The following is a 23,007-nucleotide window of genomic DNA, read 5'->3' as shown; positions in this document are numbered from 1 at the left end:
GTTATTTTTTTCTTATGAATTCAAGAGGTTTGTCATTTTCTTTAATTAACCAATGAGACCATCCATTCATATTCCCACCAGTTGCATAATTTATAGCACCAGAAACTGAATTAAAAACTATATCCTCCTTTAATATCCAACAATTTTCCTGCAAATCGGCAATCTTTTTTAGCTCTTTACTTCTTTCAACTTTTGGACCATAACTATCAACAACATTAATAGATAATTTGCTCCCACTTTTAATAGTAATTTTTTTCTCACTGTAATAAAGTGCATTTACTTCCGTATTTCTTCGATTTGTATATATTTCAATGAACTTTTCTGCACTTGGTGAAGCCTTTCTTACAGATTGTGGGACGCGCTCTATTTTCTCTGCTTTCTTAACACCTTTAAGTAGGCTACTTCTATGTTCGGTAATTTCCAATATTAAATTGAAAAGTAATCTAAAGTTTATAAAGTCTTCTACTTTAAAGTCTTGAGAGTTCACACTCAAAATATTCTTGGCTTGTTCTTTTATCCCTTTCGTAATTTCATCAATAGATTTATTTTTTAGGTGTCCTAAAGCATTGTGAGTAGCTGACTGTATAGCTTCTTCAAATTTCTCTAATGCATATAAAGTTTCGATAGTACAATCACAAGTAATGCCAGTTGGCTTTGGTAATTTTATTGCAAAATAGCTATTGTTTTCCTTAGCATTACTTTCTTTAAGTTTCTTAAAATTGTCGTTTACTTTCTCAAATCCATTGCTGAAAGACTTGTCTCCTGCTCCATCATTATCATAAATACCAATGTAAAGTTTATCTGTATAAAAATCACTTTCATACAACCCACTTAAAAAGGGTTGAATTTTACTTTCTCCATTCAGTACAAAACACTGAAAATCCAATTTTGGGTAATCATTTTTCAAAGCTTCAAAAGCATTATGAATGTGGGTTCTATCGTGCCTCCCTTCTAGAAGTAATATGATTGGTTTTTTTGAGGCAATAAAAGCATTTTGCTGAAACTTGTTCCAAAATTCGCCTGAAACGCTTTCTAAAATCTCCTGCTTTTTATGGTGTACCAAATAACCAGTATTTAACATAAAAAGACTTTCTTCATCTAAGGTGTCCGTAAGTGTAGGAGAGTGTGTTGTCAATATTACTTGCCTGGTGTCTAAGTACTCTTTAAATACATTTTTAATTTGAATTTTGTTACTTAAATGTATATGAGCATCTGGTTCGTCTAATAAAAACAAGCTATCTTCCAAACCTGCAAATTCCAATGCAGCTTTAATTAATAACATCTTCTTTTCGCCCTCGCTAAAATCCTCAATGTCTAAGTTATTATCATTGTATTTAATGGTAATATTTTCCAGCATTTTTTTTTTGTCGGGAGTAAATGCCAAGTATAGATATTTATAGATCTCAGCAAGTGAAAAAGGGCATTCTGAAATTATTTTCTTTAATTCATCAAGAGTATATTCGCTTTTTTTGTCTATTAAATTGATAAAATTTTTAACCGAACTATTGGTATAATTGGCATAATTCGCTGTTTTAAAATCAAATTTTATGGAGTTAATTTTATTAATGCCAAGTGTTTCTTCACAAAACGTTTTGGTGTCGGGAGCATCAGAAATTAAAAGACAGAGTAATGATATGTGCCAATAAAACTTATTGATGTATAGCATTTTAGGAACAATAATATACTCTCCTAAGCCACTTGCTTCAGACTTATTAATACCGTTTACATAAGCCATGTATAGTGGCTCATACGATTTATTCCACAGCCTGTTTTCTTCGCCACTATATAGTGCAACAATTTGTTTTGGCAAGAACTGCTGTATATCAGCGCGCAAATTACTATTAACTTTAAAATGAATAGTTGAATTTTTCTTTTCTACGCTGACTGTTTGATTTCCTCCAAATTCATATTCAATCAGGAAATTAAAGGGTATATCTTTTTCTTTCTTCTGGAACAAATGAAAGAAAATAGTACTAATCGCCTCCAATATGTTGCTTTTCCCACTACCGTTATTACCTATCAAAGCAATTATACTCGAAGTATTGACTAATTCGACATTTAGATTTTTATAATTGTATATATTGAGTTTAGTTATCTTCATAGCTTAACGAAATATTGTTTGTTCAAATTCTTGATGAGCTTCATTGACAAGTTTTCTTGCTTCTGATTCAAATACCCATTTCTTGTTTTTCATTTTTGAAATTTCCTCGATAATATCTTTCTGTTTTGAAATAGGAGGAATCGGAATAGGAATATTTATTATCTTGTTTTGATTTACAATTGGGAGAGTCGCTTTTGTTTGTTCTTTTATTGTAATGTCTCTAAGATAGTAGAAATAGAAGTACACATATTCATTTAACAGGAAACGAGGGTCTAAATTAAAACCAGTAATTTGTTGATTACTAGTTGCATAATCATTATTTACAATTCCTACTTTGCCGACCGTTGAGCCAATACCTACAAAAAGGATTGTTCCTTTTTCAAATCGGCGCGCCTTTTTCTCTAAGAATGACAATTCAGAAACTTTTCTTGATGCTGCATTTAAAAACATAATTTCTCCTAAATCAGAAGGGGTATAAAAATTTATTTCGCCATTAAAGTATTCAGGTCTATTTGTTGGCGGAGTAGTTCCAGTAGCGATCTTCAAAATGTAACTTCCTATTTTTTCAATTTTGTAGGCAGAAGTTAATTCACTAACTGTATTTGCATCCCATCTATCAAGATTTTTATATTCAATTATTCTGAGTCCTTTACTAAAAGTACTTGTTATATTCTTCCTAATTCCCAATTGCTCTAAAAAATACAGCTCAATCTCAGTTTCTAAACCATCTGCCTGTCGATTGAGCTTTTCAGCTTGATTGATTTTAGTGTAGTAATTCTTTAAGATCGTTTCTTGTTCATGTAGAAAAGGTAAGGATACTTTTTGATTTAAGAATAAATCAATATCCATTCTTTGTCTATTTGTTGTTCCACTACTACAGCTCTGGGCAAATTCTATGAATTGTCTTGTTGTCGTTATTAATAGTAAAAATTGAGGATTTATCTTCGTGGTATCAACATTATATATCGGAAAATCATTGGTAACGATTGCATCGTTAAGATCCTCTGGAATTATACCAAAAGCTCCATTTCTTGCATCAATTTTTGAAACAATAAATTGTCCTGATTTTGCTAAATACTGCTTTTTCGTTCCAATATTTTTTCCCTTTTCTGTATCTCTTAAAACTACTCCATTATTATTGATTCTAACAGTTACTCGTTTGTAAATTTTGTTATCATCAATACTGATAACATTTCTACTCTTTATCAAAAAATCGCCTATTCGTGATAAAGGAAATTCATGCGAATAATTAAGGGTAGAATCAAGTAAGCCTGGAACACTCCAATTGTTTAATCGAAGAAGGTTTATATAATTTAAATATGTTTTTTCCGTTACCTGCATTAGTCCTTTGCTTTAACATAAAATAATTCGGGCTCAGAAACATTTCCATCAATAATGCTTAACCGATGGATGTCTCCATCCGTTATTTCGTATTTGACCTCTTTCTTATTGTTTATCCAAAGTCGTTTTTGTTCTTTATATGTTTTAAATTCTGTTGCCAATGGTTTTAATTCATTTTCAATTAGGCCGCCTGTTGTACTAATACCTGCTTTTTCAATTTCAGCAATTGGAATTTCATAATTAAATTCTTTTTTTACTTGTGCTTTTATTTCTACAGTAATGTTTTCACTAATTTTTTTTAGCTCTGTACGTAGTTTCTTTTTTTCTTCAGCTTTAAGTGCTTCTTTACCTTTCACTCCCAATTCTGCAAGAATTGGTTTTGTTTCCGATTCATACTTCTCTTTAATTTCCTTTTCTGTTTTTTTAATGATTTTTCGATATTGTTCCGCTTCATCTTTGGTAAATTTTTTAAAGAAAACTAAACTTGGTTTAACCGTTGCTCCACTTGCTATAAACACATCTTGCGGAATTGATACTATAAGCAAAATTTTAGCCCTGCTTTCTACATAATCTCTTATCTTTTGCAAATTGGTATTATTTAATACACCTTCTGGCAACACAATCCCCATTCGTCCACCTGGTTTTAACAAATTCAAACAACGTTCAATAAATAACACTTCTGTGAGCGTACTCATACTTCCAGTATCGTATAAATCTAACAATGGCTTATCTATATTTTCATTGATTTGCTTTAGAGCTGCTTCATATTCCTCGCCGTATCTTTCGCGGTATTTTGCTATTCTTTTCGTATCGGTATATTTATCTGCTTCAGTGATTTTCAACGATTTTTCTACTCGACTTCCAAAAGGTGGATTGGTAAGAATAACATCAAACCGATTTTCAAAAATCCCATTTACATTCAGTAGTCCATCATTATGATGCACCCCGCCGTGCCCATCTCCGTGCATAATCATATTCATTTTTGCGGTTCTGCTCATTCTTGGATTTGCATCTGTTCCAAAAATACAGTCATAGCTTAATACTCTAATTCTACTTTTTGGATTATTGATGTCTAATTCTGAATTTAGTTTTATAAAAAGCTCGTTGACTTTTTCATCAATTTCTGCTTTCTTTTTTTCTGTTAGTTTTTCGAATTTTTCATCATAGTATTGTTCTTTAGTTTTTTCTTTGACTAAATGGATTTCATTTTCAATTTTTGCTCTCACGTATTCAAAAGCCTTAATTAAAAAACCACCTGATCCACAACAAGGATCGCAAATTACTTCACTTTCCTGCGGGTCGAGAACTTCTACCATAAAATCTACAATTGTTCTTGGTGTAAAGAACTGTCCTAATTCTCCTCTGAAAGTTTTACCCAAAAATTGTTCAAAAGCAATACCTTTTACGTCATCAGAAGTTGTTGAAAGATTATAAATTTCTAATTCCTTCACAATCGCTTCAAAGCTATTCTCTCTTATGCGGATTATCTCGCTCGGCTCAAATAGATCATCATCAATCAATTCTCTTTTTACTTTTTCAAAAAGTTCTTGATAAAATGGTAAGTTTCTATTAACAGGTAGGTCTACAAAATTTTGTTTTAAATCTAGATACGTTTTTATGCTAAATATATTACCTTCAGTATTAGACCTTTCATATATGGTCTTGACAAACAAAACCTTACTGATCTCGTCAAATGCAGCCTCTGGCGATAGTTTGTCATTGTTTCTAATTATATTATGACATCTTGTAAGTGTTTTACTAAATTCATCTCGTGCAAATTCATTTGTCTGCCCTAATAAAACAGAAACAATATGGTCATCTTGGGCTTGTTCATTTGTCGGTATATTTATCAACTCATTAGGGTGCCCTTTCTCAGTTATTTTGAAAACTTTGGAATATATTTTAGTTTGTTTAGAATTTGTAGCGACAAAAAATTCTGCCCCAATTTGCTTCGAAATTTCAATTCCTTTAAAATAATCTTCAGGTCTAATTATGATACTATCTGATTTACATTCAATAAAAATCAAAGGCTTTTCGTTGTTTTTGAGGCTCATTTCATTTTTCCATACCAATATGTCAGACTTAACCTTTTTATCTGTTATCTGAGAATAATCGTAATCTTGAACCATTTGTTTAGTGGTGAAACCATAAACATTAACTAATCTGCATATATATTTTTGACGAATTTCCTCCTCTGGGCTGGTAGGTATCCAAACATTATTACCTTTAAGAGGAGCCTTGATCTTATTACCTTTTATTTCTACTACCATTACTTTTCTGTTTTAGTTGGGTTAATCAACTCCCTCACATTAATTTCTAATATCGTTGCAATTGCTACTAAGGTGTCCATAGACGGCTGTACTTCGTTTGTGCACCAACGAGAAACAGTAGTTTCGTTTTTGTTTAATTGCTCTGCAAGCCATTTGTTTGTCTTTCCTTGTTCCGCTAAAACAGCTTTAAGTCTATTGATTGGCTTTCTACTCATATTAATCCACATTTGATGCAAATATATCAACTTCTAAAGAATATTCTATGTCTTTATGCAGGAATTCATGATGCATTAATAGAATTCTTACAGCCCATAACAGAGCGAAATTGGATGATCCAAATTGTATGAGCTGGCTTAAATAAATTCATACGTCAGCCATAATATATAATTTTGTACATTTGATTAAGAGTTATGGATGTTCTTTGATGTCGTTATAATATGATTATAGCGTTGATTTTGCCAATATTTTTTTGATGGCAGTATCATGGCAGTAATTTAAAATATACTTGAAAATATGGTTTTAAAGTGGATGGAACGAGTTAGTTCGAATCCCTCCCTTTCCGCCAAGACATAAAAAACGCAGTTTGGAGCGCATAAACAAAGGTTGTGGCAGAATCGTGGCAAAACGATGATGAAACAGTCGGAAAACAGCTCTAACAGGGTTAAAAACAAAATAAGTTCGTTTCCCTTCCTTTCTGCAAAGAAACAAAGCCTGTGCTAAATCTAGCACAGGCTTCTTTTTTTACATTTATTTTCAATTAAAAAACTCCGTATTTCTACCCAACCTTACAATTGGTTATTTGTACTCTAGCATCTGTTTCCGGTTCTTTGTTACTTTGAAATACGAAACTAATCACCTAAAATCAATTTAACATGGCAACAAATGTAAACTCAACAGGCCAGCTTCAGCTAGGAAACGGAGCACAATTCTGGGTATATCTTTCCCCTCAAAACGAAACTTCTAAAATGATTTCGACATGGAGAGTAACGTTCTCACAAGGAAATTGGAGTGATACCATTTCAAGCGAAGACCCAACGAAACAAATCCAGACGCCTAACCTTTCAGGAATTTTTGAAATTAAGGTAGAATTATTAAGTGGATCAACAGGTACATGGCGTCAGATTCCTCCTCAGAAAGGAAGCTACAATGAAATTGGCTGTAACTCCAACTGTGCTTCTATGGTAGGTATTGTTGCTGACAGTACTAATCCGCCTATCGGAGCAATTAATGCCCATTTCTGGACTACATGGGATGCCATGTGTAAAGCAGGATAAAGACCGATACTCATAAAATCTTTAATTCCAACCCAATAAAGCATTGTTGTACAGTGCTTTATTTTTATTTTTTTAAAATTCATACCCGCTTATCGATGTGAAGTTATCCGCATTCACACAAGATATAAACATTTTATCCACAAGTTATCCACAATCAACATGATAGATGTAAGCTTCAATAGTAAAAATGCATTGATCTGTTATTCTTTAGGTGACTATATACAATTTTACACCATTGTCATTGGCTACGCCGAATCTCAGATTTCTGACGAAGGAAGAATCTCATATATGGCTAGATTCTTCATTTCACTTCTGAACTACGTTCGCAAACCTTCAGTTTGTATTCAGAATGACAGGGCCATAACAACTAAGATATCAGGATCAGTGTAAAATTGTATATAATCACCATTCTTTATTTACCTTTGTATAATTATCAAACAACACCTCAACGTTGTTTATCATTAATACTTTCAATCCACATGTATCAGCGATTATTCAACTTTAGCCTTTGCTTACTAATTTTTACTGTTTTTCTACTTCCTCAATGGACAAAAGCCAGTTCTTATTGGATGGAAATTCACGGATCCGGAAAATTACATGATCCTGTAAAAATTCAGATCTGTTATGGTTTTATAGATGACCTCAGCCAAAGACACCGTACCACCGGAGCAGAATTTCTGGAAATAAAGAACTTCCGTTTCTTTATTATCAATGTTAAAGGTGAAAAGTCAAAAATTGAAATACAGTCCAAGGGAGATCATTGGGAAGGAACTTTTATTCCGGATCAGGAGGGAACTTATCGTATTCTTGGGATGAATGATACCCAGCCTGTCCTTGTAAGATCAAAAAATCCACAGGAAAATGTTCGCCCGATTGATTTTATGTGTGGAGCTTATGATGTGGGACATCCCTCGGATAATGCATCTCCGGCTCAGTTAATGGATATTATTCTTCAGGATAAAAACGGAATCTATACGGTTTCTCCCTATCGAAATATGAAACCTGTGGATAAAGGAACTAATTTACGGATATTCAATCCTGAAAACTGGGAAAAAAATATCTCTGTCGGCGAAAATCATCAGGCTGTTTTTAAACCTACAATGCCAGGACTTTATGTTATCAGGCAAGACTGGAATGATAATACACCAGGTACCTTCCAGGGAATTACCTATAGAAAAATAAGATACCGCAATAATTATTGCCTTTGGATCAATTAAAATACCTCAATACAAGAAAATACAAAGCCCGAACTTATTCAGTTCGGGCTTTTATATCAATCATCAATTATCTAAAATTTCAGGGAAACACTTCCCAGAAAACGTGCTGGTGCCTGTGGTGTTAAACGTACAGACCAGGCTTTTTCGTTGGTAATATTGTCAAATTTCAATCCTACTCTGTATTTCGGCTGATCATAAAAGATCCCTAAATCAAGCATAGTATAAGAAGGAATGATCACTTTAGCTGTTTGAGTATTAGTCTGATAAGAGGAAGACCCCATATTTCCACCACCGCCTATTCCAAGGCCTTTCAATTTTCCTTGCGGAATACGGTAACTAACCCAGAAATTGAACATATTTGCAGGTCCTGATAATGCAGGTCTCAGGCCATTAACGGAAGGATTAGCATTGGTAAATTTACTGTCATTATAAGCATAGCCTGCTACAATATTCAATCCGTCAAAAGGATTCGCAGTAATTTCTGCTTCAAATCCTTTACTCAACTGCGTTCCATCCTGGATTGAATAATTGATATCATCAGGGTTTGTTCTCAGAATATTGTCAACACGGATGTTATAATAGCTCAATGTTCCTACTAATCTATGGTTAAACAGATCCCCCTTCACTCCAAACTCCAGTTGATTGGCATATTCAGGTTTGAATGTATTTCCGTTGATATCTGTTCCGCTCACATTATTAAAACCATTCATATAATTTCCGAACAGGGAAACTTTGTTTTTAAGGATTTCATAGACAAGCCCTAACTTAGGAGAAAGTGCAGTCTGTCCATACGGACCTGTTTGGGTACCACTGTTGCTTAATCCTCCTTTTACTTCACCGGTTGCAATATCATATACTCCTTTAAACTGGAATCGGTCAACCCGTAAACTTGCCATCACCATCAACTGATCAGTTACATTAAATACGTTGGAAACATAGGCTGCATAGGTATTATCTCCATTATTTTCTCTTCGGGCTACAGAAGTCGCAGTAAGAGCGTCAATCGTATTGTGGTTAACTCTGAAATCTGCCGATGGATGTACAAAATTAAATACCTTGGTATTGGTATGATAACGATCAAAATGATTGGAATTGTTATAATAATCCAATCCTACAACCATTCTGTTTCTAAAACGTCCGATATGAAAATCTCCGATAAAATTTTGTTGAATATTGGTAGCAATAAACGAAGTTGTACCTACCATAACCTGAGCGCTTGCCGTAGAATCTGTTTTTCCGTTAATCGCAGAAATATACCCGTTAATGGTAGATCTTGCACGGGATACAATCGTTTGTGAAGTCCAGTTTTCTGAAACTTTATAATTTAACTGGGCAAAAATATTCATCATCTGCGTTTCATAGGCAAGGTCATCACCCAGAAAGTTTTTGTAGTAAGGAAACTTCATATCCGCAATAGATTGAGTTTTATTACTTCCTGTATAAGGATTAAAACGAACTACAGAAGTACCTTTTGCCTGGTTAAATTCTACATCCAGCAAAAGCGACATACGGTCATTGATCTGGTAAGAAAAACTGGGCGCAATCGCCAATGAATTGGTAAAACCGAGATCCTGAAAACTTTTCTCAAAAGTACCTGCTGCATTAAGACGGAAAAGAGCCGTCCTGTCTTTATTAACCGGAGTATTTACATCCACGGTCAATCGGTTGTAATCCCAGCTGCCTCCGACATAACCTACTTCGCCTCCAAAACCGTTATAAGGCTTTTTAGTTACACGGTTGTAGACACCGCCATAGCTGCTGGCTACACTTTTCCCAAACAGTGTTGCAGAAGGTCCTTTAATAGCTTCTATACGTTCAAGGTTTACAGGATCAATTACTGAAAATGCAGCTCCTGCCACTCCATTTCTGGCATTAGGTTCCGTTTCAAAACCTCTTGAGCGGAAAGTTACCCTTCCCTGGTTCGCGATCATAGGAACGCCTGCTCCGGGTACATTTTTAGAAATGCTTCCCAAATCTACGGCTACCTGCTCCTGGAATAATTCTTTAGTAACCGTATTATAAACCTGAGGATTTTCTAAATTTTTCAGAGGCAGTCTGGCTACGAATCCACTTTCTTTTTTTGAAAATCTGTTGGTATTTTTCATAATTACCACTTCCTGGATCGCCTGGATATTCTCTTTTGTCAACTGATAATCGAGTGATGTCGTTTCTCCTCCTTTTACCTCAACCGGAAGCTGAATTTCCTTGTTTCCTAAAATCTGCAGTTTTACGGTGTATTGCCCTGCATTCAGATTTGTAAATTTGTAATTTCCATCATCGTCAGTAAGTGTTTGATGGTTTGTTCCCAATAGGGAAACAGATATTGCTCTTAGAGGTTGTCCGTCTATCATGGCTACTTTTCCGGCAATTCCGCCTTGCGTATCCTGTGCATAGATGAGAGAACTTATCAGAGCGAAAAAGAGTAATAAAAGAGATTTACACTCTTGTTGTAGTTTAGTTTTTACAATATGAGCAGTTCGTTCCATGAAACTACTATCGGCTACCTGCTTGAACAGGAAGTCATTTTCGGTACATTCAGTCATTTTTTTCAGCCTTATTTAAAATAATTATAAATAAAGGTGCAAAATAACGGAATACGGTTTTCTTACACAAAGATTAATTTAAATTATTCTAAATAAACGTTAAAAATCATATTTAACATTTAAAATGATCTAAAAATAGTATTCCTAAAACTTTCCTAAATCACCTATTTATTTTGTCATGTTTTTAAACAGTATTACAAGTATTTGAATAAACATCTTATGGACAAAGCTTCTACATTTGCTGGTATCAATCATTCTTTCTGCGTATCCCTTGCATTCTTATCTGATCTTACGATTTCGCAGCTATCAAAATTAATATTCAAAAATGTGTCAATGGTATTGAGTATAAAGAAAATTTTCGTTGGGTTATTTATATTAATTTGTACAACCGGTTTGGTGAAAGCACAGATCAGCCCACCTGGTTTGGGAGATGCCAACACTGCCTTTTGGTCGGCCTTTGGAGTAAAGCGCCAACTGGATTCTTTAGGCAAAAAACAGGCATTAAGTTATATTGCCATAGGACGTAAAAGCAGCCCGGATAATGATAATCCTTTTTCGAAACAAGCCATTCTGGTACTGAATCATGAGGTTTACAATTCCTTTGCCCCTCACCAGCAGTACAGCTACGCACTTAGCTATCGTCGCCAGCCTCAGTATGAAAGTTCTGCACCCTATGAAAGAGAAAGTATAGAACAGGAATTCAGGATTTACGGGAGGTATGCCTATACTTTTGACCTTGATAAAAAGTTGAAATGGAAAAATACAGTCCGACAAGAGTTCAGAAAGTTTTTTGATACTGATTTTCATAAGGTTGAAGAGGATTTTCAATTGAGAACGCGTATCAAAAGCCAGCTAACTTATGCTCTATCGCCTAAAAATAATCAAAAACTAGCGCTCAGTGCGGAAGCATTATTTTCGATCAGCCATCTTAATGAGCCCGAATCGCAATGGGGCTCTTTCGGATATCGGGAAATGCGTATTGCAGCTTACTATATGTTCAATATCCCACATTCCCCTTTCACTGTTGATATTGGATATATGGATGATCTGATCAGGGGAAGCCAAAGTATTCATCACGGAGGTGTTCATTATCTTGCAGCTGATCTGATCTGGAATGTGCCTTATAAAAAGAGATAATCTTCCTTCGACAATCCTACAATATAAAAAATCCCGGGCATCACTGTCCGGGATTTTAATGGGAAAGCTAGTTAGACCTTCCGACAATATAATTAAATATGAATGTTGGTGTAAAATTTAGTTGCACAACGTGAGGAACTGGCGGCTCATCTGTACTTTGAACTTAGCTTCTGATTTTGATTGGGCATAAATGGTATGTTCAAAAGCGCGGATTGTTTTCAGCTTCTGATCAATGAATTCTACGATATCTACCACAGAAAAAATAAAATCTTTGTAAGTTCCCATATTCACGGTTTGCCCGTAATAAGGAAGATAAGCCTTTAAAAAAGGAAGCACTTTCTGATGACGATTATAACTGATACAATATCCTACTCCTTCTACCGAAGTAACGATATCATAATGATTGATATAATCGAGAATATTTTTATTACCATCCAGAGCGTGGCTGTTTTTTGAGCAATATTTATTGATTTTATCCAGAATATGCTGAGCATACTCCATCATTGAGATAGGTTTAAACTCAAATACATGATCCAGATTCTTTTTTGATGATGTGCCTTTTTCACAGTGAGTGCAGAAAGAAATTCCGATTTTTTCATGATAAGGGAAGAAGCAGTCTTTAATTTCGATGGAAGCATCGGCCTGTAACCTGTCTGCTGCAAAATTATAATAGACATACGGACTGTACATCTCTGCAAGTGCTTTGAGATAATCTATTTCGCTGGTATTATGATATTCTTCAAACCATTTTTCAAGGTTGTCATAATAATGCTTTTCAAAGTCTGTAAAATGTAAGTAAAATGGCAGTTCCATAGCTCTGTAATTTTGATGAGACAAAGCTATAGTCGTAATGCGACAAAACTTGACGCAATATTTTTTATTTAAATTAATTTAAAAAAAAATGAACAACAGAAGTAAAAGTAGAGAATAAAGAATGAGAGACGGATAGACAAGAGACTCTTCTACCAATGTATTAAAGTCAATATAAGTGATAATTTATATTTTACACCAAAAAAATATCACCACTACCCCTGTTTCTGCCTCCTCATTTTCAATTTTCAACTCTCACTATTTATCGTAGTTCTTCATTACATATTCAAAATAATGAATCATTTTCATGTAGTTTTCGATGCTGAGATATTCGTTGGTGCTGTGGATACTCTGTTGTTCTGAGGTATTAATTTTTATCGGCATAAATCTATAGACATTTTTGCTGACAATTTCATATTTGCCGGCATCAGTACCTGCCATCGTAAGGTAAGGCGTCACAATTGCCCCGGGATAAATTTCTTTAACTCCCGCTTCTATCATTTTAAAAGCTTTCGTATTGGTTGGTGATATTGCAGAGGCTTCTCTTGTATTGTCGATTTCTTCTACTTCAACATCAAAGCCTTTGGTGGCTTTTGCAATATGATCCCGCACATCTTTTACACTGTTTCCGGGAAGAAGTCTGAAATTAACTACAAATTCAACTTCGGGAGAAAGGACGTTTGTTCCGTTACTGCCTTTCATCATCGTTAAAGCAGTTGTTGTTCTTACCAGTGCATTGGTCGTGTTATTTTTGGTAAGCTGCGAGATAAGTAATGGTTTTAGAAGCCATTGATTGGCCAATGCCAGTCTCGTTGTAAAGGGCATTTCACCTCCGATATTGTTAAAAAATTCTTTGATGAGCGGTGTTATAACGGGTTTCATCTGATCATCTTCCAGGCGCTGCATAATAACTGCTGCTTTTCCGATGGCGCTTTCCATAGGTGGCATGGAAGAATGCCCTCCAAGTCCTTTTACTTTAATTTTAGCAGAAAGGAAACCTTTTTCAGCGCACCCCACAACGGCTACGTCGGTATCGATCCCGGCCACATTTCCTTTTCTCATGATCAATCCACCTTCATCATATACGGCATCGAATTTCAATCCTTTTTTCTTAAAATAATCGGCAATCTGTATCGCTCCTTTTTGTCCGCCTACTTCCTCATCGAATCCAAAAGCTAGGTAAATATCACGTTGTGGTATCTGCTTGTTTTTAATCATCAAATTCATTGATTCCATTAAAGAGAACAGCATCCCTTTCATATCTATTGCTCCTCTTCCATAGATCCGACCGTTGGCCACTGCTCCTGAAAACGGAGCAAAATCCCAATCTTCTGCTACTTTTGAGACAGGATCTGAAGGTTTATCATCGGGTCTGAATATATTTTCTTCGTTATTTTTTATATCGGCATCTCCCGGAGGCACCACATCCATGTGAGAAAGAAACAAAATCGGTTCTAATGAGGAATTGCTTCCTTTAAGCCTGAATACCAGTCCATACTGATTGACCTCAACATTCTCATTATGCTGATACACCATTGGATAAGTTGTTTTTAAATACGTTTTAAACTGATCAAACGGTGCATAATTGAATTCTCCCAGACTTCCTGTAGAAACAGTCGGGATCTTTATTCCTCCTGATAGTCTCATGACAGCAGAGTCATTTTTTACCGGTTTCCAACCTTCGCCGGTTCCGATAGTATTTTTCTTAAAAGGATAAGTAAATGTTTTAACAAGGACTACAGCCGCCAGAATAACAATGATTCCCAAAAGGATTAAAAGAACTTTTTTCATAGCAAGGAGTTTTCGTGAAGTGGTTTAATCCTATAAATATACTAAAGAATTTCTTTAAACACAGGCATTTCACTCCTTCAATTTGGCTGCATATCACAAGGCCTGGAAATTTTTAAGCCAAAGGAAGGGTTTAAAAGAGAGACATTTATTTCCCCTGATGAACCCTTCCGGTTTTATACTTTTAATTCAATCGCATCAATTCAATGCGGTAGCAGATTTATTCTTAGCCTGCAACATCCAGTGAATGATATCGTTTAAAACCAATTCTGTATTTCCGAAGTTACAGTGATTTTCTGCGGCATCACTTTTCGTATACATTTTATAGGTCAGTGATCTGACATTAGGCAGTGCGTCAATCACTCTTTTGTAAAGTTCTACAGGAATAAAATGATCTCCATTGGATCCCAGCAATAAAAAATCCTGTGTAATGTAATGACCGATACTTTCCATTTCAAATTTTCGGGTTTTGTTGAGATAGTCGTATGGTGTTTTCACATTCATGCTGAACATTCCGTGTTGAAGTGCCCATTTTACAAGAGGATCAGCTTCCATTTTCTTTTGAATCAAGGTATTTACCTGCTCTTTTTCACCAAGATCCATCAAAATCCTTAATTCTTTTGGCACCTTACTCAGGACGACCTCATAAAAATCCGGCATAATGCCCCACGCTACGACTCTTTTAATTCTTTTTTCAAAAGCGGCAGCTCTTGGAGCCAGCATTCCACCTAACGATAATCCGATGAGTGTTACATCATTCAGGTTATATTGATCCAGGATCGCCTTTACAGGTCTTTCCCATTCATAAGTGTAATAAATTTCCGATTCTCTTAACGCGGCTCCCTGACCAGGGCCGTCAAACAAATAAACAGCAATACCTTCTGACAATAAATGCTGTACCACCGGCAGAAATTCTTCCATATAGGAATCGTTCCCTCCGTGAATAATCACTGTGTCTTTTATTTCTGTATCGGGAAGACCAATCCAAACGGGAAGTTTTCCGTTCTCAAATTCTACTTCATCGCGTCTGATCGTTGTGTTAAAAAGATCCTGATAATAAGTATAGAACAGCGATTGGGATTTTGCATATAATTTTGATTTATCCGGAGAGCCATCGGCTTCAAAAAACTCCGCCATGCGATAATAACCGATTGCTTTTGAAATCTGATGGTTTTCTTTTGCTCTTTCGGCAAGGTTTGTCATTTCTCTCACCCAATCTTCGGTTGTATTGATCCTGGGAGCAATGGCTCTGATCTCTTCCAGATCGCCTCCGCCCCACATAATGGTACGATTCAGTTGGAAATTAAAATTGGGTTCATCATGCAGTTGATAGGTTCCTTTTTTCATTATGATTTTATTATAGTGAAACATCAGAAGTCTGCTCTTTTAAGTGATACAGCACTTCTTCGACTTAATTTTCATCGAAATTAAGAGGAATGTTTCGCTTTTTTTTTCACCTGGGTTAAAAAAGGATTATGAGCGTTGTGCCCTTATTTTGCTGAGTTGCTGCTGTGTCATTCCCAGATAACCCGCAATATATCCGAGATTGATCCTTTGAAGCCAGTCAGGATGAGAGGCAATAAGGTCATGATAACGTTCATCGGTTGTTTTTATTTGTTGATCAATCAATCTGTTGCCCATTGTTATTAAGCTTTCAGCAAATAAATCTTCCATGAACTGCTGTAATTCGGGAGAATTGGATTTCAGTTTCAGCAGCAGATGGTATGGAAAACGAAATATTTCACTGCCATCCTCAATCACTTCAATCCCAAACGGCATTCTTTTCCCTGACAAGACACTTGAAAAAAGAGCAATAAACTGATCATCCGAACTGATCCAATGGGTGTGATCCTGAGCTTTATCATCGTAATAAAAAATACGGGCTACCCCTTTTTTAATATAAAATAAATCACGGTGAATTTCTTCTACATCAACCAATATTTCTTTCCGCCGATAGGTTTTATTTTCAAATATCTGGGTTAAGTTTTCAATTACTTTGCTGTGCTTCTCACTGATCATAACGAACACAATTTATCAATGAATAATTATCCCATTAAAGGTAGTTGTTTATGAGCAACGAAACACAGCCAGACAAAAAAATATTTTGAATTCGTCCCTATTTAGTAATTACGATCGTCATAGTGTAAAAGATTATATTATGAAGAACATTTTGCATATCATTTCAAGCGCAAGGGGAAATCAATCGTATAGTAAAGGTCTCAGTTCGGCAATCGTACAGAAGCTTCAACAGCAGGAAAGAATTAATCAAGTGATAATACGGAATCTTATGAAGGATATTCCGCCGTATGCTGATGAAATCTCCATTCATGAGTTTTATAAAAATCCAGGATCGTATGATGAGAAAAGTACTGCACTACTTTCTTACGCCAATAAAATTGTTGACGAAATGCGTGAAGCAGATATTATTGTCATTGGAACTCCTATGTTTAATCTGGGAATTTCAACTCCTTTGAAAGGTTGGCTGGATCAGCTGATCCGGGCTGGGGTTACCTATGTTTTTGATGAACAATGGAATCGTGTCGGTCAGTTTAAAGGTAAGAAAGTTTATTTGGCTATTGCTTCCGGCGGACGACGTATTGAAGGTACTCCCGATTATATTTCGGCTTATCTTAAAGATGTCTTCAGAAGCTATACCGGAATTACAGATGTTGAAACATATCGCATTGAGGGAACGATAGAGCCAGGCTTTGAGGCAAATTATGATCAGATCCTGGGAAATTTTGAAATGCAGAATATTTAGACACAAATATTTTCACAATAACACCATTCAAATAGTTCGGATTGGTGATATGTGAGTGAAAAATGGGTATAATTATCGGTTTGTAAGCATAAACAAAACCTTTCTGTATTGGAAAGGTTTTGTTGTATAGATTTTAAATGAATCAGTTTAATATTTCATTCATGTGCGTAAGGATGATAGGTTTTCCATCGGTTATTATGATGGTGTGCTCATGCTGAGCCATGTATCCGCCTTTGTTTCCTACCATCGTCCAGCCATCTTTAAGCTCTACGGCAATGTTTGAATCAGTGGAAATAAATGTTTCAATTGCTACCACAGAATTTTTCTTAAAACGTCTGGTATCGAAACGGTTTTTATAATTCAGCAATTCGTCCGGTTCTTCATGTAAACTCCTTCCGACACCATGGCCGCCCAGATTTTTAATAACTTTAAAACCTCTTTTTCTAGCTTCCGATTCCATCAAAGCACCAATGTCTGCGATTTTTACTCCGCCTTTAATATTGTTGATTGCTTTCTCTAAAATATCTTTAGAAGCATCTACCAGATTCTGATGTCCGTGAATGTCTTTTCCGATTACAAAAGAGCCACCGTTGTCTGCCCAGTATCCGTCAAGTTCAGCTGAAACATCAATATTGATAAGATCTCCTTCTTTCAAAATTCTTTGATCGGAAGGAATTCCGTGGCAAAATTCATTATCTACGCTGATGCATGTCCAACCCGGAAATCCGTACGTCAGGTAAGGAGCTGATTTTGCACCAAAACCGGAAAGTATTTTCGCTCCATATTCATCAAGATCTTTCGTGGTCATGCCGGGTTGAGCATACTTCGTCATCTCCCGTAAAGTATAGGCAACAGCTTCACTTATTTTCTGCATTCCAGCCAGTTCGGATTCGTTTGTGATAGACATTGTTTTTGATTTGATTATTGATAACGACAAAGTTATGAAATTTAAGTCAATAGAACTGGTGTTTGAGACCAGCAGGTCTACCAATTCTGTTTGCATAAAAATCCTTTTTAAAATTAATTCAGAAAGGATCTATTTCAATCATTTTGATTTTAATTTTTCTGATATGAAAAATTTCCTACAATAAATCTATAGGCAAGAGTTGAATGATACTCATCAACAGTACAAAAAAAGAGGCAGCTCCGAAGAACTACCTCTCAAACATTAACTGTTTATTGAAGAATTATGATGTTTTATTTCCAGCCTCCACCTAAACCTTTGTAGATATCCACTATCGTACTCAGTTGTTTTTGTTTGGCTTCTATAAGATCCATTTTAGCATCCAGTGCATCTCTCTGATTCAAAAGAACCTCAAGGTAATCTGCTCTGGAATTTCGGAACAATTGGTTGGCAATGTCAATAGACTGATCCAATGCTTTTGTTTCCTGAGATTTTAATTGATAATACTGATCTATATTTTTGATCTTCGACATCAGATTGGCCACATCCAGATAGGCATTTAATATTGTTTTATCATACTCATATAAAGCCTGTATCTGTTTGGCATCTGCCGTCTGAAAATTAGCTTTGATCGCACTTTTATTAATCAGTGGTCCTGCCAGTTCACCTGCAAGATTATAAGCAATAGATTCCGGCAATTTTACCAAATATGATGGTTTAAATGCTTCCAGCCCTAGCGTTACAGAAATTTCAAGGGAAGGATAAAATTCTTTTCTTGCTGCCTGTACATCAAGTTTTGAAGCCTTCAGTTCCAATTCTGCCTGTTTTATATCCGGACGATTTGCCAATAATTGTGACGGAATTCCGGTATAAATGGTTTGAGGAATTATAGACATAAAGTCTTCCTTAGCTCTGATAATAGGCTGCGGATATCTTCCCAATAATGCATTAATTTCATTCTCCTTTTCGGTGATCTGCTGGCGGATGGTATATTCTGTAGCTTTTGACTTAGCCAGTTCTGCTTCAAATTTCTTCACCGCCAACTCTGTAGCTGCCGCCGCTTCCTTCTGAATTTTAGAAATCTCTAACGCTCTTTGCTGAAGTTTGATATACTGCTGTATAATATCCAATTGATTGTCGAGTGCCAGTAATTCATAATAATCATCGGCTACCTCTTCAATAAGATTAGATAGTACAAAGTTTTTTCCCTCCACTGTAGAAAGGTAATGAGCTACCGCAGACTCTTTTTCATTTCGTAGTTTTTTCCAGATATCTATTTCCCAGTTGGCCATTAAACCTCCTTCGAAATTACCCAGCGGATCAGGCATATCTCTGCCCGGTTCAATTTGGGTAGTAGCATCACCGGCACCTTCACTGGTATAACGGCCGGCTTTTTTCAGCCCGGCTCCTACTGCTGCAGAAACTGTTGGGCTTAGTCTTCCTTTTTTAGCTAAAACACCACTCTTCGCGATTTCTATTTCCTGAAGAGTGATCAGTAATTCCTGGTTATTCTTTAAAGCCGTTTCAATCAGGCTTACCAGATTAGGATCAGTGAAAAACTGTCTCCATGGCGTTGTTCCGCTGTTAGTATTCGCATCCTGCTTTTCTTCCTGGTTGAAATTTTGAGGTAAATTTTCTTTCACCTCGTCTTTTATGACTGTCGCCATCGGAGCTTTACAACTTGTCACGACAAGAGATAAGGCAATGGCTGTGATTATACTTTTAGTCTTCAAATTTTCCATCGTGTTCATAAGGTTCAGTTTGTTCTGTTAAAGGATTTTCTTCCTCATATTTTGCCAATTTCGATTTTTCAGCAATGGTTCCGAAGATATAGTACAATCCGGGAATAACCATTAGCCCGAAAATTGTCCCGATCAACATACCTCCTGCCGCAGCAGTACCAATCGTTCTGTTTCCTACAGCTCCGGGTCCCGTTGCAACAACCAATGGAATCAATCCGGCAATGAAGGCAAATGAGGTCATCAAAATCGGACGGAAACGGATCGCAGCTCCCTCAATAGCAGCTTGTGCTACAGGAATACCTTCTTCAGCTTTCTTCTGTACAGCAAACTCTACGATCAATACGGCATTTTTACCTAAAAGTCCTATCAACATGACCATTGCCACCTGCGCATAGATATTATTTTCCAAGCCTAAAAGTTTTAAACATAAAAATGCCCCGAAAATACCTACCGGAAGGGATAAAATAACAGGAAGCGGAAGTATAAAACTTTCATATTGTGCAGAAAGGATCAAATAAACAAATCCTAAACATACCAGGAAGATGAATACGGCTTCATTTCCACGGCTTACTTCATCTTTTGAAATACCAGCCCAGTCGATCCCAAAACCTCTCGGAAGTGTCTTATCAGCAACTTCCTGAATCGCCTGAATCGCCTGACCACTGCTGTATCCCAATGCCGGAGTACCACTTACTCCGAGTAGGGAACCATTTGATCTTTGTCATTTTTCACATATAACTTCAACAAATCTGTTGGTAAGGCACGGTACTGAGGCCCGGCCTGCACAATCACCTTATAAGGTCTGTCAAAACGAATGAAACTCGTCTCATAATTGGAACCGATAAGGGTAGACAGGTTGTCCATTGCTTTTTCAATGGTAACCCCTTTCTGCTCAGCAAGATCATTATCTATCTTCAACATATATTGAGGGAAACTCGCAGAATAGAATGTAAACGCTGATCCTAGTTCCGGACGTTTTTTCAACTCCTTTACAAAGTCATTACTTACCTGTTCCATTTTATGATAATCTCCACTTCCTGCTTTATCCAGTAAACGAAGTTCAAAACCTCCCGCAGCACCATATCCGGGAACTGACGGCGGTTGGAAAAATTCGATATTGGCTCCCGGAATATTCTTAGCTTTCTTTTCCAGCTGTTCGATGATTTCAGCCGCAGATTCCTTACGATCTTCCCAGCTTTTAAGGTTGATCAGACAGGTTCCTGAGTTTGATCCAGTTCCTTCCGTCAGGATTTCATATCCTGCGAGCGAAGAAACAGACTGCACGCCGTCAATATCTTCAGATTCTTTCAGTAGTTCTCTGGCAATCTGATTGGTTCTTTCCAACGTAGATCCCGGAGGAGTTTGAATAATGGCATAAATCATCCCCTGGTCTTCCGCAGGAATAAACCCTGAAGGAAGAGAATTACTAAGGAAGAAGGTACAGGCACAAAATGCCAGCAGCAATGGAAGGGTAATTGTTTTCTTCGTCACTGTTTTATTCAGCATCTTCTCATATTTCCCTGCTCCTTTGTTGAAAATATTATTGAATTTATCAAGGAAAATGGTAACCGGAGTTTTCTTCTTCGCTTTTCCGTGATTATTTTTTAAGATTAAGGCACATAAAGCCGGAGTCAATGTTAGAGCCACAACTCCCGATAGAATAATGGCTGAAGCCATTGTAATAGAGAACTGACGGTAAAATACTCCTACCGGACCTGACATAAATGCAATCGGAATAAATACAGAGGCCATTACCAGTGTGATGGCAATAATTGCTCCACTGATCTCATGCATTGCTTCTTCCGTAGCCTTCAAAGGTGAGAGATTTTTTTCTTCCATTTTGGCATGAACTGCCTCAATCACTACAATCGCATCATCTACAACCACCCCGATGGCCATTACCAATGCAAAGAGAGAGATCATATTCAATGTAATTCCAAATGCGGACATGATGGCAAAAGTTCCCACCAATGAAACCGGAACTGCCAGTGCAGGAATCAATGTTGAACGCCAGTCGCCGAGGAATAGAAATACGACAATAGCTACCAATACAAAAGCCTCAAATAAAGTATGTATTACCTTTTCCATCGAGGCATCAAGGAACCTTGAAACGTCATAACTGATATCATAATGCATCCCTTTTGGAAAGTTATTCTTTTCAAGATCTGCCATGAGGGTTTTCACATTCTTGATAACATCACTTGCATTGGATCCATAGGATTGTTTTACGGTGATCGCAGCGGACGGTTTCCCATTCAATGTAGAATAAATATCATACATTGAACTTCCGAATTCAATATCAGCAACATCTTTCAATCGTACCGATTCACCATCAGGTTTTGCTTTTAAAATAATATTTCCGTAATCCTTTTCATTGTTGAAACGTCCTGGATATTTTAAAACATACTCAAAAGACTGCGAACGTTTCCCGGAGCTTTCGCCTGTTTTTCCCGGAGAAGCCTCTAAACTCTGCTCGTTCAGCGATTCCATTACTTCATCAGCTGAAATATTGTAAGCAGTAAGCCGATCCGGTTTAAGCCAGATACGCATTGCATATTCACGGGTTCCCAGGATATCGGCAAAACCTACCCCACTCACCCTTCTCAACTCAGACATCACGTTGATATCTGCATAGTTGAAGAGGAATTTCTGATCGGCTTTAGGATCATCACTGTATAAGTTAATATACATCAACATGTTAGGTTCTTCACGGGTAATCTTCACCCCTTCACGAACAACCAATGGTGGAAGTTTGTTTACTACCGAAGACACACGGTTTTGCACGTTTACCGCTGCAACATTGGGATCCGTTCCTAAATCAAATACAATCTGAATAGAAGCTTCCCCGTCATTTCCGGCATCTGAGGTCATGTATTTCATACCCGGTACCCCATTCAATCCTCTTTCCAACGGAATTACAACGGATTTGATCAACAGTTCGTTGTTCGCACCGGGATATTCCGCAGTAATATTTACTTTTGGCGGAGAAATGGAAGGGAACTGGGTCACCGGAAGTTTTACCAATGATAATATCCCTAAAAAGACAATAATCAATGAGATTACAATAGACAGAACAGGTCTGCGAATGAATTTCTTAAACATAATTCTTCATTTTAGAG

General features: G+C 36.5%; 16 protein-coding genes and 1 pseudogene. 5 read left to right on the top strand and 12 right to left on the bottom strand.

The window, feature by feature from the left end:
• Position 1 precedes the first annotated feature (1 nt).
• Genes EG342_RS10860 through EG342_RS10845 form a run of 4 tightly spaced genes read right to left on the bottom strand, consistent with a single transcriptional unit; the run spans position 2 to position 5,927 of the window.
• Positions 2-2,101 carry an AAA family ATPase gene (locus EG342_RS10860; RefSeq protein ID WP_103291008.1) on the bottom strand — a complete coding sequence of 700 codons (2,100 nt, stop codon included), beginning with the start codon at positions 2,099-2,101 and terminating at the stop codon, positions 2-4.
• A gap of 3 nt (positions 2,102-2,104) precedes the next feature.
• Complete coding sequence (locus EG342_RS10855; RefSeq protein ID WP_103291010.1) at positions 2,105-3,442, bottom strand: restriction endonuclease subunit S; 1,338 nt, start codon at positions 3,440-3,442, stop codon at positions 2,105-2,107.
• Positions 3,442-5,712 (bottom strand): restriction endonuclease subunit M, encoded by a 2,271-nt coding sequence (locus tag EG342_RS10850; protein ID WP_103291012.1) that lies wholly within the window; start codon positions 5,710-5,712, stop codon positions 3,442-3,444. The genes EG342_RS10855 and EG342_RS10850 overlap by 1 nt, the downstream gene beginning before the upstream one ends.
• Complete coding sequence (locus EG342_RS10845; protein WP_103291709.1) at positions 5,712-5,927, bottom strand: helix-turn-helix transcriptional regulator; 216 nt, start codon at positions 5,925-5,927, stop codon at positions 5,712-5,714. The genes EG342_RS10850 and EG342_RS10845 overlap by 1 nt, the downstream gene beginning before the upstream one ends.
• Positions 5,928-6,584: 657 nt before the next feature.
• Between EG342_RS10845 and EG342_RS10840 the strand changes: the two genes are divergently transcribed.
• The 3 genes from EG342_RS10840 to EG342_RS10830 all read left to right on the top strand — a co-directional run bounded on the left by EG342_RS10840 (position 6,585) and on the right by EG342_RS10830 (position 8,203).
• Complete coding sequence (locus tag EG342_RS10840; protein ID WP_103291014.1) at positions 6,585-6,986, top strand: hypothetical protein; 402 nt, start codon at positions 6,585-6,587, stop codon at positions 6,984-6,986.
• A 159-nt stretch (positions 6,987-7,145) separates the two neighbouring features.
• Positions 7,146-7,376 carry a hypothetical protein gene (locus tag EG342_RS10835; RefSeq protein WP_123868077.1) on the top strand — a complete coding sequence of 77 codons (231 nt, stop codon included), beginning with the start codon at positions 7,146-7,148 and terminating at the stop codon, positions 7,374-7,376.
• A 179-nt stretch (positions 7,377-7,555) separates the two neighbouring features.
• The gene (locus EG342_RS10830; RefSeq protein WP_103291017.1) at positions 7,556-8,203 is read left to right on the top strand and encodes a hypothetical protein; all 648 of its coding nucleotides are present in this window, start codon (positions 7,556-7,558) and stop codon (positions 8,201-8,203) included.
• Between the two features lie 71 nt (positions 8,204-8,274).
• On the opposite strand, the gene EG342_RS10825 is transcribed toward EG342_RS10830, so the two are convergent.
• Positions 8,275-10,746 (bottom strand): TonB-dependent receptor domain-containing protein, encoded by a 2,472-nt coding sequence (locus EG342_RS10825; protein ID WP_246008768.1) that lies wholly within the window; start codon positions 10,744-10,746, stop codon positions 8,275-8,277.
• A gap of 219 nt (positions 10,747-10,965) precedes the next feature.
• On the opposite strand from EG342_RS10825, the gene EG342_RS10820 reads away from it, so the two are divergent.
• Positions 10,966-11,883 carry a DUF2490 domain-containing protein gene (locus EG342_RS10820; RefSeq protein ID WP_103291019.1) on the top strand — a complete coding sequence of 306 codons (918 nt, stop codon included), beginning with the start codon at positions 10,966-10,968 and terminating at the stop codon, positions 11,881-11,883.
• A gap of 117 nt (positions 11,884-12,000) precedes the next feature.
• Here EG342_RS10820 and EG342_RS10815 read toward each other — a convergent pair whose 3' ends face one another.
• The 4 genes from EG342_RS10815 to EG342_RS10800 form a co-directional block, all read right to left on the bottom strand.
• On the bottom strand, positions 12,001-12,696 hold the full coding sequence (locus EG342_RS10815) for a hypothetical protein (RefSeq protein ID WP_103291021.1): 696 nt from the start codon (positions 12,694-12,696) through the stop codon (positions 12,001-12,003).
• A 255-nt stretch (positions 12,697-12,951) separates the two neighbouring features.
• Positions 12,952-14,484 carry a M20/M25/M40 family metallo-hydrolase gene (locus EG342_RS10810; protein ID WP_103291024.1) on the bottom strand — a complete coding sequence of 511 codons (1,533 nt, stop codon included), beginning with the start codon at positions 14,482-14,484 and terminating at the stop codon, positions 12,952-12,954.
• Between the two features lie 195 nt (positions 14,485-14,679).
• Positions 14,680-15,828, bottom strand: coding sequence for an alpha/beta hydrolase (locus EG342_RS10805; protein WP_164465169.1), 1,149 nt, complete (start codon positions 15,826-15,828; stop codon positions 14,680-14,682).
• 126 nt (positions 15,829-15,954) lie between these two features.
• Complete coding sequence (locus EG342_RS10800; protein ID WP_103291029.1) at positions 15,955-16,500, bottom strand: Crp/Fnr family transcriptional regulator; 546 nt, start codon at positions 16,498-16,500, stop codon at positions 15,955-15,957.
• Positions 16,501-16,639: 139 nt separating this feature from the next.
• Between EG342_RS10800 and EG342_RS10795 the strand changes: the two genes are divergently transcribed.
• On the top strand, positions 16,640-17,242 hold the full coding sequence (locus EG342_RS10795; RefSeq protein ID WP_103291031.1) for an FMN-dependent NADH-azoreductase: 603 nt from the start codon (positions 16,640-16,642) through the stop codon (positions 17,240-17,242).
• Between the two features lie 142 nt (positions 17,243-17,384).
• Here the strand turns inward: EG342_RS10795 and map are convergent, their stop codons facing one another.
• The 3 genes and pseudogenes from map to EG342_RS10780 all read right to left on the bottom strand — a co-directional run bounded on the left by map (position 17,385) and on the right by EG342_RS10780 (position 22,990).
• On the bottom strand, positions 17,385-18,149 hold the full coding sequence (gene map / locus EG342_RS10790; protein ID WP_103291032.1) for a type I methionyl aminopeptidase: 765 nt from the start codon (positions 18,147-18,149) through the stop codon (positions 17,385-17,387).
• A gap of 290 nt (positions 18,150-18,439) precedes the next feature.
• Complete coding sequence (locus EG342_RS10785) at positions 18,440-19,897, bottom strand: TolC family protein (protein WP_103291036.1); 1,458 nt, start codon at positions 19,895-19,897, stop codon at positions 18,440-18,442.
• Positions 19,869-22,990 (bottom strand): annotated as a pseudogene (locus EG342_RS10780) (efflux RND transporter permease subunit). The gene EG342_RS10785 and the pseudogene EG342_RS10780 overlap by 29 nt, the downstream one beginning before the upstream one ends.
• Between the last annotated feature and the right edge of the window lie 17 nt (positions 22,991-23,007).

Source organism: Chryseobacterium lactis, from assembly GCF_003815875.1.
GTDB classification, from domain to species: Bacteria; Bacteroidota; Bacteroidia; order Flavobacteriales; family Weeksellaceae; genus Chryseobacterium; species Chryseobacterium lactis.
The sequence above is the reverse complement of the archived record's forward strand: the minus strand, read 5'-3'. Positions and strand labels throughout refer to the sequence as shown.

What these genes read in the sequence shown, in the direction of transcription:
- EG342_RS10795 (WP_103291031.1), top strand. Translation starts at nt 16,640, where the DNA reads ATGAAGAACATTTTGCATATCATTTCAAGCGCAAGGGGAAATCAATCG.
- EG342_RS10855 (WP_103291010.1), bottom strand. Translation starts at nt 3,442, where the DNA reads ATGCAGGTAACGGAAAAAACATATTTAAATTATATAAACCTTCTTCGA.
- EG342_RS10830 (WP_103291017.1), top strand. Translation starts at nt 7,556, where the DNA reads ATGGAAATTCACGGATCCGGAAAATTACATGATCCTGTAAAAATTCAG.
- EG342_RS10825 (WP_246008768.1), bottom strand. Translation starts at nt 10,746, where the DNA reads ATGACTGAATGTACCGAAAATGACTTCCTGTTCAAGCAGGTAGCCGAT.
- EG342_RS10810 (WP_103291024.1), bottom strand. Translation starts at nt 14,484, where the DNA reads ATGAAAAAAGTTCTTTTAATCCTTTTGGGAATCATTGTTATTCTGGCG.
- EG342_RS10850 (WP_103291012.1), bottom strand. Translation starts at nt 5,712, where the DNA reads ATGGTAGTAGAAATAAAAGGTAATAAGATCAAGGCTCCTCTTAAAGGT.
- EG342_RS10800 (WP_103291029.1), bottom strand. Translation starts at nt 16,500, where the DNA reads ATGATCAGTGAGAAGCACAGCAAAGTAATTGAAAACTTAACCCAGATA.
- EG342_RS10820 (WP_103291019.1), top strand. Translation starts at nt 10,966, where the DNA reads ATGGACAAAGCTTCTACATTTGCTGGTATCAATCATTCTTTCTGCGTA.
- EG342_RS10845 (WP_103291709.1), bottom strand. Translation starts at nt 5,927, where the DNA reads ATGAGTAGAAAGCCAATCAATAGACTTAAAGCTGTTTTAGCGGAACAA.
- EG342_RS10815 (WP_103291021.1), bottom strand. Translation starts at nt 12,696, where the DNA reads ATGGAACTGCCATTTTACTTACATTTTACAGACTTTGAAAAGCATTAT.
- EG342_RS10840 (WP_103291014.1), top strand. Translation starts at nt 6,585, where the DNA reads ATGGCAACAAATGTAAACTCAACAGGCCAGCTTCAGCTAGGAAACGGA.
- EG342_RS10785 (WP_103291036.1), bottom strand. Translation starts at nt 19,897, where the DNA reads ATGAACACGATGGAAAATTTGAAGACTAAAAGTATAATCACAGCCATT.
- EG342_RS10860 (WP_103291008.1), bottom strand. Translation starts at nt 2,101, where the DNA reads ATGAAGATAACTAAACTCAATATATACAATTATAAAAATCTAAATGTC.
- EG342_RS10805 (WP_164465169.1), bottom strand. Translation starts at nt 15,828, where the DNA reads ATGAAAAAAGGAACCTATCAACTGCATGATGAACCCAATTTTAATTTC.
- EG342_RS10835 (WP_123868077.1), top strand. Translation starts at nt 7,146, where the DNA reads ATGATAGATGTAAGCTTCAATAGTAAAAATGCATTGATCTGTTATTCT.
- map (WP_103291032.1), bottom strand. Translation starts at nt 18,149, where the DNA reads ATGTCTATCACAAACGAATCCGAACTGGCTGGAATGCAGAAAATAAGT.